The organism is Pantoea sp. JV6 (assembly GCF_025910055.1).
Lineage (GTDB): Bacteria > Pseudomonadota > Gammaproteobacteria > Enterobacterales > Enterobacteriaceae > Pantoea > Pantoea agglomerans.
The window spans coordinates 72949-85877 of sequence record NZ_JAPCIM010000005.1; the positions used below are offsets into that span (position 1 = coordinate 72949).

Genomic DNA, 12929 nt, shown 5'->3' on the forward strand with positions numbered 1-12929 from the left:
TCTCACCTTACCCGACCTGCTGCAGGCTGTTCCAGTCCTCTGTATCACACAGATAACCGGTTTGCGGAGCCATCCGCATCGTTTCTCATTGCCTGAATAAATTGGCTACTCTTTGTTCAGGTTCAGATTGGACAGGTGGTGGAATATCTATGAGTTCATCTTATGCAGAAGAAGTGAGCCTCGAAGAAAACCATTGGTATCGCATCGTTCATGAACTGCTGGAAAAAGCGGATATCGAAATTAATGGTTCACGTCCCTGGGATATTCATATTAATCATCCTGGTTTTTTTAAACGTGTTCTGCAGGAGGGCTCTCTTGGGCTCGGTGAGAGCTATATGGATGGATGGTGGGAGTGTGACCGGCTGGATATTTTCTTCCACCAGGTACTTAAACATAAACTCGATCAGCAGCTGCCTCATCACTTCAAAGATACGCTGCGCATTGCCGCCGCACGCTTAACCAATCTGCAGTCAAAAAAACGGGCGTGGATTGTCGGTAAAGAGCATTACGACCTGGGCAACGACCTCTTTTCACTGATGCTCGATCCCTATATGCAATACTCCTGTGGCTACTGGAAAGAGGCGACGACACTGGCGACGGCGCAGGAAGCCAAGCTGGATATGATCTGCCGTAAATTAGCGCTGGAACCCGGAATGTCACTGCTGGATATCGGCTGTGGCTGGGGCGGACTCGCGGAATTTGCCGCACGTTATTATGGCGTTAAAGTGCATGGCGTGACGATTTCCGCCGAACAACAGAAACTGGCGCAGCAGCGCTGCAGCGGATTAGACGTCACGATTCTGTTGCAGGATTATCGCGATCTGAATGAGCAGTTTGATCGTATTGTGTCGGTGGGTATGTTTGAACATGTCGGACCGAAAAATTACGCGACCTATTTTGACGTGGTCGATCGTAATTTAAAGCCTGACGGTATTTTCCTGCTTCACACCATCGGCGCGATTAAAACCGATATGAGTGTCGATCCCTGGATCGATAAATATATCTTCCCCAACGGCTGCCTGCCTTCGGTGCGCCATGTGGCCGATGCCAGCGAACCCCATTTTATTCTGGAAGACTGGCACAACTTCGGCGCAGACTACGATAAAACACTGATGGCCTGGCATGAACGCTTTTTGCAGGCCTGGCCAGAGCTGGCCGATAAATATGGCGAACGCTTTAAACGGATGTTCTCCTATTATCTGAATGCCTGTGCAGGTGCCTTCCGGGCGCGTGATATTCAGCTGTGGCAGATCGTGTTCAGTCGCGGTGTTGAGGGGGGATTACGGGTGGCGCGGTAGGGGTTAAAAAGCGGGCAATTAAGAAGGCGCTGCCCCGGCTGAACACTTGAAAAGAAGGGCCTGTTTTGCTTTAACAGGGTGCGTTGCGCAAGGAACGGGGTCAGATCGGAAAGTCGCAAAACCCGTCATCCCTGACACGCCCGGCCCACGCGATTACGCACCTCATCCCTGAGGTACGCCCGTTGCCGGGCCAACGCTTTGCGTTGTTCAAAAACGCTCCCGGCGTTTTTATCCGGGCGGCGGGACGCTTTCCTCTTCTGAGCCGGTGCCCTGCGCTTTTATAATGCTGACAGAGTAAAACCGATTGGGCTGTCTGCGGTGCTTACGCGCCTTTTATTAACTCTCTGTCTTTGACTGGCCGGTCAGCATGCTCATCGCCGCCGCGGCATCGCGCTGTGCTAACACCCGCTCAACAGTCTCCACGATTGCCTGCGTGTGCGGATCGATTTCAATATTCACCCGGTCGCCAAAGGTCTTCGCCCCCAGCGTGGTACGCTCCAGCGTTTCCGGAATCAGATAGACGCAGAACTTAGTCTTAGTCACATCGCCTACCGTCAGGCTGATACCGTCGATGCCGACAAACCCTTTATGCAGAATATATTTCATCTGCGCCGCATCCTGGATTTTAAACCAGACTTCGCGGTTATGTTCTGACTGGATAATCTTGCAGATTTCAGCGGTGGTCATAATATGACCAGACATCAGGTGTCCGCCTATTTCATCGCTGAATTTCGCTGCACGCTCAATATTGACCACATCGCCCTGACGTAAATCGCCAAGGTTAGTCACCCGCAATGTCTCTTTAATTAAATCAAAACTGACGCGGTCGCCTTCAATTGCCGTTACGGTTAAACAGCAACCGTTATGGGCTACGGATGCGCCCAGCGCCAGACCCGGTAAGAGCTCTTGCGGCAGGCGGACAGTATGGGTACGAAACAGTTCTTTCTCTTCAATGGACACGATTTCTGCGGTGCCCTGCACAATACCGGTAAACATAGTCTTTGCCTCTGCGAAGTTTACGCTAGTTTATCACAGCTCAGGTCGGCTGTTAGATTTCAGCCCGCACCGCCGCTTTATAGCGGAGCAAACCGCATTGTGTGACAAAGATTGGCGAATTCTGTTACGCCAGTTACACTAGCTCGCGAAATTCCCCGGGCTTCCTGCCCCTTTTAATTCATTCAATAAGTCAGGTGTTAACGTGCAGAAGTATTTAACAGAAGCGCGTCAATTGCTGGCCCTTGCGATTCCGGTCATCCTTGCTCAGGTGGCTCAAACCGCAATGGGATTTGTGGATACCATTATGGCCGGCGCAGTCAGCGCCACGGATATGGCCGCCGTTGCTGTCGGCACCTCTGTCTGGCTACCGGCCATCCTGTTTGGTCATGGTCTTCTGCTTGCATTGACGCCCACCGTTGCGCAACTCAATGGTTCTGGCCGCCGCGAACGCATCGGTGAACAGATCCGCCAGGGATACTGGCTCGCCTTTTTCGTCTCCCTGCTGATTATGGTGCTGTTGTGGCATGCCGGTTATCTTATCCGGGCGATGCATGACATTGATCCAGTGCTGGCGCTGAAGGCAGAAGGCTATCTGCATGCCCTGCTGTTCGGCGCGCCTGGCTACCTCTTCTTCCAGGTGCTCCGCAATCAGTGCGAGGGGCTGTCGAAAACCAAACCCGGCATGGTGCTGGGCTTTTTAGGCCTGATGTTCAACATCCCGCTTAACTATGTCTTTATCTATGGCCACTTCGGCATGCCAGCCCTGGGCGGTGTCGGCTGCGGCGTGGCGACCGCCTCGGTCTACTGGGTGATGTTTATCTGCATGCGCTTCTGGGTGCGCCGGATGGGTAGCATGCGCGATATCCGTATGGAGAGCCGCTGGTCACCCCCTTCCCGTCCGATTCTGAGCCGCCTGATGACGCTGGGATTGCCGGTGGCGCTGGCACTCTTCTTTGAGGTCACGCTGTTCGCCGTTGTCGCCCTGCTGGTTTCGCCACTGGGCATCGTTAACGTGGCCGGTCACCAGATTGCGCTCAATTTCAGTTCACTGATGTTCGTATTGCCGCTGTCGCTGGGTGTCGCGACCACCATCCGCGTCGGTTATCGTCTGGGCCAGGGCTCCACCGAGCAGGCACGGGTCGCGGCCTGGACCGCACAGGGTGTAGGCATCAGCATGGCGGCGCTAACCGCCATTTTTACCGTGACGTTCCGTCATCAGATTGCCCTGCTCTATAACGACAACCCTGAAGTGGTGACGCTGGCGGCACAGTTGATGCTGCTGGCGGCAATTTATCAGTTCTCAGACTCGATACAGGTGATTGGCAGCGGGATCCTGCGCGGCTATAAAGATACGCGGTCGATTTTCTTTATTACCTTTATCGCTTACTGGCTGCTGGGGCTGCCCGCCGGTTATCTGCTGGCGCTGACCGACTGGGTGGTGCCGCGCATGGGACCTGCGGGCTTCTGGTGCGGCTTTATTATCGGCCTGACCTCGGCTGCGGTGATGATGATCTGGCGCATCAGACGGTTACAGCAATCACCGGCGGAGATTATCCTGACGCGTGCAGCGCGATAACGTTCGAGGCGGGTCATTCATGGCCCGCAATGACGAAAAAAACGACGGTTAGCACAGTTGCTGTGCAGTCATGGCGAAAAAACTATTTTCCCCTTGCCAGCCTCACACGCTGCCGTTAATATTCGTCCCCGCTGTCGCCCTGACAGCATGTTGCGCTCTTAGCTCAGTTGGTTAGAGCACCACCTTGACATGGTGGGGGTCGATGGTTCGAGTCCATTAGAGCGCACCAAGTGCGTCCGTAGCTCAGTTGGTTAGAGCACCACCTTGACATGGTGGGGGTCGGTGGTTCGAGTCCACTCGGACGCACCAATATTCAGTATGCGCTCTTAGCTCAGTTGGTTAGAGCACCACCTTGACATGGTGGGGGTCGATGGTTCGAGTCCATTAGAGCGCACCACTTTCAGAATTCCTTCAGCTTGCGCAACTCCACTTTTATTGATCTGCATCGCTTCCCCCTTCTGCTTTTTGATTGGTTTTCGCATACTTAGCGTCTATACTGTCCCGCGTTGCTTACTTGAAAGGTTTCAGCGATCACGTGCTTACTGCGATAACTCAAATGATTTGCGCAACAACAGCGTGGTGGTTACCAACCGTAACCGCACAACTTCCCTGCACGCCTGGCCTTCGTCACCTATTCTTACTCAGTACTGCCCTTTTCAGTCTCAATCAGAAATTTCATTTCGATGCGCTGCCATCGGATTCCGCCCTTATTCATCCATCACAACTTACAGAAAATCCGTCATGAAAAAGACTAAAATCGTTTGTACAATCGGCCCGAAAACCGAATCCGAAGAGATGCTGACTCAGCTGCTTGAAGCTGGCATGAATGTTATGCGTCTTAACTTCTCTCACGGCGACTACGCTGAGCATGGCCAACGCATCACCAACATGCGTGCCGTTATGCAAAAAACCGGCCGTCAGGCCGCTATTCTGCTGGATACCAAAGGCCCTGAAATCCGCACCATGAAACTGGAAGGCGGCAACGATGCGGCTCTGAAAGCGGGTCAGACCTTTACCTTTACTACAGACCAGAGCGTGATTGGCAACAGCGAGCGCGTTGCGGTGACCTACCCGGGTTTCACTGCTGACCTGAAAATCGGCAACACGGTGCTGGTCGATGATGGCCTGATTGGTATGGAAGTGACCGAAGTCACTGAAAATACCGTGGTGTGTAAAGTCCTGAACAATGGCGATCTGGGCGAAAACAAAGGCGTTAACCTGCCAGGCGTCTCTATCCAGCTGCCAGCACTGGCCGAAAAAGATAAGCGCGACCTGATTTTTGGTTGTGAGCAGGGCGTAGACTTCGTCGCCGCCTCTTTCATCCGTAAACGTTCAGACGTGCTGGAAATTCGCGAGCACCTGAAACAGAACGGCGGCGAGCATATCCAGATCATCTCCAAAATCGAAAACCAGGAAGGCCTGAACAACTTCGACGAAATCCTCGAAGCCTCAGACGGCATCATGGTTGCGCGTGGCGATCTGGGCGTTGAGATCCCGGTTGAAGAAGTGATCTTCGCGCAGAAGATGATGATCAAAAAATGTAATAAAGCACGCAAAGTGGTCATCACGGCTACCCAGATGCTCGATTCCATGATCAAGAACCCGCGCCCTACCCGCGCAGAAGCCGGTGACGTGGCAAACGCCATTCTTGACGGTACCGATGCTGTCATGCTGTCAGGTGAGAGCGCCAAAGGCCGTTATCCGCTGGAGTCGGTCACCATCATGGCGACCATCTGTGAGCGTACCGATCGCGTGATGAAGTCCCGCATCGACAGCCAGAGTGATAACCGCAAAATGCGTATCACAGAAGCTGTCTGCCGTGGTGCGGTAGAGACCGCTGAGAAGCTGGAAGCGCCACTGATTGTGGTTGCTACCGAAGGGGGTAAATCTGCTAAAGCCGTACGTAAATACTTCCCGAACGCGACCATCCTGGCGCTGACCACCAATCCGATGACTGCCCGTCAGCTGATCCTGAGCAAAGGGATTGAGACACGTCTGGTGACTGAGATCGCTTCAACCGACGATTTCTATCGTCTGGGTAAAGAAGCGGCGCTGGAAAGTGGCTACGGCCAGAAAGGCGATGTCGTGGTGCTGGTGTCAGGTGCATTAGTACCAAGCGGAACTACCAACACTGCTTCTGTACACGTTCTGTAAAACGCTCTCTGACCATTATTTTGAAGCGCCTTTATCGGGCGCTTTTTTTTATTTCTACTTAAACCAAATGTCAGAAAATTCCAATCGAAAATAACTATTCAAATACTCTTAATATTAAGGTTAATCCGATTAAATCTCTCTGTTTTCGCTAAATTTTTTTATCATATTCTGTGATTCGCTGCTTCTTTGAGCGAACGATCAAATTTAAGCATCTTCTCATCAAAAATTTATTCTCAACTTAAAAAGCTTTGTGTAATACTTGTAACGCTACATGGAGATTAACTCAATCTAGAGGGTATAAATAATGAATCGTACTAAACTGGTACTGGGCGCGGTAGTTCTGGCTTCAACTATGCTGGCTGGTTGCTCAAGCAACGCTAAAATCGACCAGCTGTCTTCAGACGTTCAGACTCTGAACGCTAAAGTTGACCAGCTGAGCAACGACGTGAACGCAGTGCGTTCAGACGTTCAGGCTGCTAAAGATGACGCAGCACGCGCTAACCAGCGTCTGGACAACCAGGCTCACTCTTACCGTAAGTAAGAGTTCTGGTTTAAAAATGGCGCCTTTATGGCGCCATTTTTTTTGCTCCGAATTCAGTGCCCTTCACAGGCACTTATCCGTTCAGGGCTGAACCGCGTTGCCCTCAGCCTGTGTCACCGGGCTATCAGCCCCCACAGATGCGCTCTCAAGCCCCGCAGGCGGCACGGTATCACTCTGCACCGGCTCCCCACTGCTGACCAGCACAGGCATGCCTGAGCGTCGCGCTAAGCTGGCTTTAATCAGGGCACTATCACTCTTCTCACTTTTCATAAACTGCTTCACTCCGGCAGTGAGTGCAATCGGCATGGTCTGTGGATCGTCCTTATCGTTGCGTGACAGCGGCTGATGCACTTCCACGTAGCGTTTCCCATCCGGCTCTACAGCGTACTTCACCGGCTGATTGATGATCTGTACCCGCGTCCCTTTCGGGGCTGAGTTAAACAGCGCTTCGATATCTTCTGAACGCAGACGTATACAGCCTGAACTGACGCGCATGCCGATGCCGAATTTCGCATTAGTGCCATGGATCAGATACTGGCCGGTGCCGCGCGCCAGACGCATGGCAAACTGCCCCATCGGGTTATCCGGTCCGGCGGGGACCACGCCAGGCAGCGTAATGCCCTCTTTGGCGTAGCGTTTGCGGATGTTCGCCGTGGGCGTCCAGGTGGGATTAGGGATCTTCTGGCTGATCTGCGTCACCATCACTGGCGTGGCTGCACCCAGCTGGCCAATACCGATGGGATAGACAATGACCTTATCCTCCCCTTTGGGATAGTAGTAGAGACGCAGCTCGGCCAGATTCACCACAATCCCTTCGCGCGGCGTATCGGGCAGGATCATCTGCAGTGGAACCGTCAGCTGGGTGCCCGCTTTGGGCAGCCAGGGATCGGTACCGGGATTTGCCTCCAGCATGCTCAGCAGGCCGACCTGGTAGCGCGCCGCAATCGCTTCCAGAGGTTGCTTATTGTCAGGAACCTGAGTCAGGACGTTTTCGCCAATCAGGCGACTGTCAGGTGGTGGCAGCGGATATTCGGTGGCGAACGCGGGTGCAGAGAGCCCAAAGCAGGTCAGCAGCAATGCACCGGCTAAACGTAAAGCAGGTTTCATGCAATTTTCTCGTCAGATAAAAAAACAGACGCCGGATGGCGTCTGTGGAGTGTAACTTAGCTGAGGTTCTGAGCGGTATGGCGAATAGACCGAATCATCGCCTCCAGCCCCTGCGACCGGGTGGGCGTCAGGTGCTGCATCAGTGCCAGTTCGCCAAACCAGTGGCGCACATCCAGCGCCAGGATATCGGCGGGCGGCAGGTTCTGATAGAGGCTAAATACGATAGCAATCAAACCTTTAACAATAGCGGCATCGCTGTCGCCTTCAAACGCAATGGAACCATCCGCCTGCGGGGTCATTCTGATCCACACCTGACTCTGACAACCCGAAATCACGTTCTCCGGCTGGTGCAAGGTTTCAGAAGATTCCGGAAGCTTTGAACCCAGCTCAATAATGTAGAGGTACTTCTCTTCCCAGTTAGCGCAACGGTTGAAGTTGCGAACCAGTTTCTCTTTTTCAGGCAAATTCGCCATCAGTGACTCCGTTAAAACTGTTCAGCCGCCCAGCAGACGATGAATGCGCGTCAAACCGGCAGCCAGACGATCCACTTCCTCTTCACTGTTATAGAACGTGAAGGAGGCACGGCACATCGCCGGTACATTGTAATGCTGCATCAGCGGCATCGCGCAGTGATGTCCGGTGCGGATGGCAATGCCATATTGATCCAGGAAGCTGCCGACATCGTAGGCGTGGTGTTTACCGAGATTGAAGGCGATAACGCCAGCTCGTGACTGCGGACCGTAGATCTGGATATCCGGAACGGTGCCCAGTTTATCGAGCGCATAGTTCATCAGTGCCGTCTCGCGCTGATGAATCGTATCCAGTCCCAGCGCCTGCACATAGGCCATCGCCGCACCAAAGCCGATAATACCGCCGGTATTCGGCGTACCCGCTTCAAAGCGCCACGGCGCACTGTTCCAGGTGGTGCCGGTAGGCAGCATGACGCGCTCAATCATTGAACCGCCCCCTTCCCATGGTGGCATCTCATCCAGCAGCGCTTTGCGGCCGTAGAGAATACCCACGCCGTTCGGTCCATAGAGTTTATGGCTGGAGAAGGCGTAGAAGTCGCAGCCGATATCCTGCACATCAACCTTGTCATGCATCACCGCCTGGGCACCATCCACCAGCGTTACCACGCCAGCGGCTTTTGCCTGAGCAACGATCGCCTTAACCGGATTAACCGTGCCGAGCACGTTTGAAACATGCGTCACCGCCAGCAACCGCGTACGGCTGTCGATCAGCCCCGCCAGTTGCTCCAGCGCCAGCTCACCGTTGTCATTTAATGGCAGGACACGCACTTCTGCGCCGGTGCGCTGGGCCAGCATCTGCCATGGAACGATATTGGCGTGATGCTCCATCTCAGTGATGATCAGGTTATCGCCAGCCTGGAGGTTACTGCTGCCCCAGGTGTTCGCCACCAGATTGATGCCTTCGGTGGTGCCTTTGACGAAGACAATCTCTTCCTGTGACTGCGCATTGATAAAACGGGCAGCCTGATCGCGCACGTTCTCCATGTCGCTGGTCGCCTGCTGGCTCAGCGTATGGATACCACGATGCACGGCCGCATAGCCGTGCTGATAGAAATGACTCTCGGCGTTAATCACCGAGAGTGGGCGCTGTGCGCTGGCCGCACTGTCAAGATAGGCCAGCGGATGACCGTTGACCTCACGCTTCAGGATAGGAAAATCAGCCCTGACGCGTTCGAGATCGAAGTTCATCATATGTCGCCTCCGGGAAAACGTTGCGCGATACGCTGCAGCACGGCCTGACGCATCACCTCATTTTCCAGTGTTTCGGTCAGTTCTGCGGCAAACGCATGAATAATCATGGTCTGTGCAGCATCCTGCTCAATACCGCGCGAACGCAGGTAGAACATCTGCTCATCATCAATACGACCGATAGTGGCACCGTGGCTGCACTTGACGTCATCCGCATAAATTTCCAGCTGCGGTTTGGTATCGACTTCTGAGAGCTTGCCCAGCAACAGGTTGTTGTTGGTCATCTGCCCGTCGGTCTTCAGCGCATGCTGTGCCACTTTAATGTGGCCGTTAAACACCGCACGGCCTTTGTCACGCACGATGGTTTTATGCATCTGGCGGCTGACGCAGTAGCCCTTGTTGTGCTCCAGGTAAGTACGGGTATCCGCCACTTCCTGTTTCACTGGCAGCACCAGGCTGTTGATCGCCAGCGTGGTGTTTTCGCCGTTCAGCTGGGTACTGGTGTTGTGACGCGACAGCCCGGCACCCAGCAGGAAGCTGGTGCTGCTGACCTGGCCATCGTTGCCAATGACCAGATCGTTATGCGCAAAGTGATAGCTGGCGCTGCTTTCAAAGGCCAGCTTCGTGTGCGTCAGTTTTGCATTGTCGCCTACCGCAAAGGTAAAGCGCGTGCCGGTGAAATGGGCGCGCTCATCCAGTGAAACGTAGTGCTCAATCACTTCCGCTTCGGCACTCTCTTCCAGCTGCAGGTGATGACGATAGTGAACCGTGTTCATACCCGTCTGCTGACCGCTGGTGATATGCAGCAGATAGACCGGACGCGCAGCGGATTTACCGCGTGCCAGACGCAGGGTCGTCACCTCTTCTGCCAGACTCTCTGTCAGATGCAGGAAGACTTCAGGCTGAACCGCAGCAGGCAGCGGACGGCGCTCGGCGGCCACGCTGTGCTGAACCTCAAACAGTTCGCAGTCGCGACTGCTGAAGGCTGGCTGGAACTGACCGTCAACATAGACCAGACGGATCGCATCCAGCGGCAGCGCCAGTGCATCAACCTGTTCAGCGCTCAGGGTCTGCGGCGCGTCAGGTAGTACAAACTGCTGTGACAGTAAGGTGTCCAGCGGCGTGTACTTCCAGTTTTCGTGCTTGCGGGTTGGCAGGCCAACGCGCATCAGTTGCTGCCAGTGCTGCTGTGCCTGCAGAGAACGCACGTCGCCACGCGACTCAAACAGGTGATGCCACTGTTGCAGCGCAGAATCACTCTTCGTCGGTAAGCCAGCCATAACCTTGCTCCTCCAGCTGTTTCACCAGCGAGAAGTCGCCAGATTTCACGATTTTGCCCTGATACAGAACATGAACGAAGTCTGGCTTGATGTAATCCAGAATACGCTGGTAGTGGGTCACGATGATAAAGGCACGCTTCTCGTCGCGCAGGCTGTTTACGCCATTCGCAACAATTTTCAGCGCATCGATATCCAGGCCTGAGTCGGTCTCATCCAGGATGCAGAGTTCTGGCTCCAGCGCCGCCATCTGCAGGATGTCGTTACGCTTCTTCTCACCGCCGGAGAAGCCAACGTTGACTGAGCGGGTCAGCAGATCTGCGGGCATCTTCAGCAGCTCAATTTTCTCTTCAATAAAGTCCTGGAAATCGAAGCGATCCAGCTCTTCCTGCTGACGATATTTGCGTACCGCATTGACCGAGGTCTGCAAAAAGAACTGGTTGCTGACGCCCGGAATTTCTACCGGATACTGGAATGCCATAAAGATGCCTTCACCGGCGCGCTCTTCAGGGGCCAGTTCCAGCAGATCTTTACCTTTGAAGCTGACCGAACCGCCGGTTACTTCATAATCTTCACGGCCTGCCAGCGTCGCTGACAGGGTACTTTTACCTGAGCCGTTCGGGCCCATGATGGCATGCACTTCGCCGGGTTTAATTTCGAGATTCAGGCCACGCAGAATGGCTTTATCTTCAACACTGACCTGCAAATCTTTAATGCTTAACATACTTATTCCTTCACATTGCTTCCGGCAACGCGTGTGACGGCATCAGCCCACACTGTGCTCAAGGCTGATGGCTAACAATTTCTGGGCTTCCACAGCAAATTCCAGTGGCAACTCCGAGAATACGTCTTTACAGAAGCCGTTCACGATCATCGAGATGGCGTCTTCTTCACTGATACCGCGTTGCAGACAGTAGAACATCTGATCTTCGCCGATACGTGATGTCGTGGCTTCATGCTCAAGCTGAGCGGTATTGTTGCGGGTCTCCACATACGGGAAAGTATGTGCGCCGCAATCAGGACCGATCAGCATCGAGTCACACTGCGTAAAGTTACGGGCATTGGTCGCGGTTGGCATGATTTTCACCAGCCCGCGATAGGTGTTCTGACTTTTACCGGCCGAAATCCCTTTGGAGATGATGGTCGATTTGGTGTTTTTACCAATGTGGATCATCTTGGTGCCGGTATCGGCCTGCTGACGACCGCTGGTCAGTGCCACTGAGTAGAATTCACCCACTGAATAGTCCCCGCGCAGAATGCAGCTTGGGTATTTCCAGGTGATAGCAGAGCCGGTTTCAGACTGTGTCCAGGACATCTTGCTGTGGTCACCTTCACACAGCGCGCGCTTGGTCACGAAGTTCAGGATACCCCCCTCACCTTCGCCGCCCGGGAACCAGTTCTGAACCGTCGAATATTTCACTTCGGCATTTTTGTGGATGATGACTTCCACCACGGCCGCGTGCAGCTGATAGGTGTCACGCACTGGCGCTGAACAGCCTTCGATGTAGCTGACGTAGCTGTCTTCATCGGCAATCAGGATGGTGCGTTCGAACTGACCGGTTTTCGCTGCGTTGATGCGGAAATAGGTCGACAACTCCATCGGGCAACGCACCCCTTTCGGGATATAAACGAAGGTGCCGTCAGAGGCGACTGCCGAGTTCAGCGCCGCAAAGAAGTTATCGTTCGCCGGAACAACCGTGCCGAGATACTGCTTCACCAGCTCCGGGTGCTCCTGGATCGCTTCGCCAAAGGAACAGAAGATAATCCCCTGCTCCGCCAGCTTGCCGCGATAGGTGGTCGCCACCGAAACGGAGTCAAAAATGGCGTCAACCGCCACTTCACGGCCTTCACGCACCGGGACACCCAGCTGATTAAAGGCGTTTTCCACTTCCTGTGTCAGATAATCGCTGGCTGGCGCGCTGCCTGAAGCCTGCAGTGCACCGGGTTCTGATGCGCAGCTGTCATCACAGTTGCCGCAGGAAGGCGCGGAGTAGTAGCTGTAATCCTGATAGTCGAGTTTTTCGTAGTGCGCTTTCAGCCAGTGTGGCTCTTCCATTTCAAGCCAGGCACGAAACGCTTTAAGACGAAACTCCAGCATCCACTCTGGCTCGTTACGCTTGGCCGAGATCGCCCGCACCACATCTTCATTGATGCCGTTGGCAAATTCTTCGGTTTGCAGTTGGGTAAAGAAGCCCTCTTTGTAGTTGAGCTTGCCTTCCCAGATTTGTACATCGTCAGATGTTTCGCTGTGTCGTGACATAT

Annotated in this window: 11 protein-coding genes and 3 tRNA genes; 7 read left to right on the forward strand and 7 right to left on the reverse strand. The window is 53.9% G+C overall.

The features are described 5' to 3' along the window. Positions 1 to 149 precede the first annotated feature (149 nt). On the forward strand, positions 150 to 1298 hold the full coding sequence (gene cfa / locus OK412_RS09395; RefSeq protein WP_033786194.1) for a cyclopropane fatty acyl phospholipid synthase: 1149 nt from the start codon (positions 150 to 152) through the stop codon (positions 1296 to 1298). Positions 1299 to 1634: 336 nt separating this feature from the next. Here the strand turns inward: cfa and OK412_RS09400 are convergent, their stop codons facing one another. Further along, positions 1635 to 2294 (reverse strand): riboflavin synthase subunit alpha, encoded by a 660-nt coding sequence (locus OK412_RS09400; RefSeq protein WP_264353106.1) that lies wholly within the window; start codon positions 2292 to 2294, stop codon positions 1635 to 1637. Positions 2295 to 2496: 202 nt separating this feature from the next. Between OK412_RS09400 and OK412_RS09405 the strand changes: the two genes are divergently transcribed. From OK412_RS09405 to OK412_RS09430, 6 genes are all read left to right on the forward strand, one after another. Continuing rightward, complete coding sequence (locus tag OK412_RS09405) at positions 2497 to 3870, forward strand: MATE family efflux transporter (RefSeq protein WP_022625743.1); 1374 nt, start codon at positions 2497 to 2499, stop codon at positions 3868 to 3870. Positions 3871 to 4022: 152 nt separating this feature from the next. Continuing rightward, a tRNA-Val gene (locus tag OK412_RS09410) sits at positions 4023 to 4099 on the forward strand. Positions 4100 to 4102: 3 nt separating this feature from the next. Continuing rightward, positions 4103 to 4179: transfer RNA gene (locus tag OK412_RS09415), tRNA-Val, on the forward strand. An 11-nt stretch (positions 4180 to 4190) separates the two neighbouring features. Beyond that, positions 4191 to 4267, forward strand: a tRNA-Val gene (locus OK412_RS09420). A gap of 344 nt (positions 4268 to 4611) precedes the next feature. Further along, positions 4612 to 6024, forward strand: coding sequence for a pyruvate kinase PykF (gene pykF, locus OK412_RS09425; protein ID WP_010245613.1), 1413 nt, complete (start codon positions 4612 to 4614; stop codon positions 6022 to 6024). A 304-nt stretch (positions 6025 to 6328) separates the two neighbouring features. Next, positions 6329 to 6565: a major outer membrane lipoprotein gene (locus OK412_RS09430; RefSeq protein ID WP_003853216.1), complete on the forward strand. Its 237-nt coding sequence runs from the start codon at positions 6329 to 6331 to the stop codon at positions 6563 to 6565. Between the two features lie 81 nt (positions 6566 to 6646). On the opposite strand, the gene OK412_RS09435 is transcribed toward OK412_RS09430, so the two are convergent. Genes OK412_RS09435 through sufB form a run of 6 tightly spaced genes read right to left on the reverse strand, consistent with a single transcriptional unit; the run spans position 6647 to position 12927 of the window. Beyond that, positions 6647 to 7672: a L,D-transpeptidase family protein gene (locus tag OK412_RS09435; RefSeq protein ID WP_010670037.1), complete on the reverse strand. Its 1026-nt coding sequence runs from the start codon at positions 7670 to 7672 to the stop codon at positions 6647 to 6649. 56 nt (positions 7673 to 7728) lie between these two features. Continuing rightward, complete coding sequence (gene sufE / locus OK412_RS09440; protein ID WP_010245623.1) at positions 7729 to 8145, reverse strand: cysteine desulfuration protein SufE; 417 nt, start codon at positions 8143 to 8145, stop codon at positions 7729 to 7731. 21 nt (positions 8146 to 8166) lie between these two features. Then, on the reverse strand, positions 8167 to 9390 hold the full coding sequence (gene sufS, locus OK412_RS09445; RefSeq protein WP_033779783.1) for a cysteine desulfurase SufS: 1224 nt from the start codon (positions 9388 to 9390) through the stop codon (positions 8167 to 8169). Further along, on the reverse strand, positions 9390 to 10670 hold the full coding sequence (sufD, locus tag OK412_RS09450) for a Fe-S cluster assembly protein SufD (RefSeq protein ID WP_010245628.1): 1281 nt from the start codon (positions 10668 to 10670) through the stop codon (positions 9390 to 9392). Before sufD ends, sufS begins: the two co-directional genes overlap by 1 nt. Beyond that, positions 10645 to 11391 (reverse strand): Fe-S cluster assembly ATPase SufC, encoded by a 747-nt coding sequence (sufC, locus tag OK412_RS09455; protein WP_010245631.1) that lies wholly within the window; start codon positions 11389 to 11391, stop codon positions 10645 to 10647. The genes sufD and sufC overlap by 26 nt, the downstream gene beginning before the upstream one ends. A gap of 42 nt (positions 11392 to 11433) precedes the next feature. Continuing rightward, positions 11434 to 12927: a Fe-S cluster assembly protein SufB gene (sufB, locus tag OK412_RS09460; RefSeq protein ID WP_010245634.1), complete on the reverse strand. Its 1494-nt coding sequence runs from the start codon at positions 12925 to 12927 to the stop codon at positions 11434 to 11436. Between the last annotated feature and the right edge of the window lie 2 nt (positions 12928 to 12929).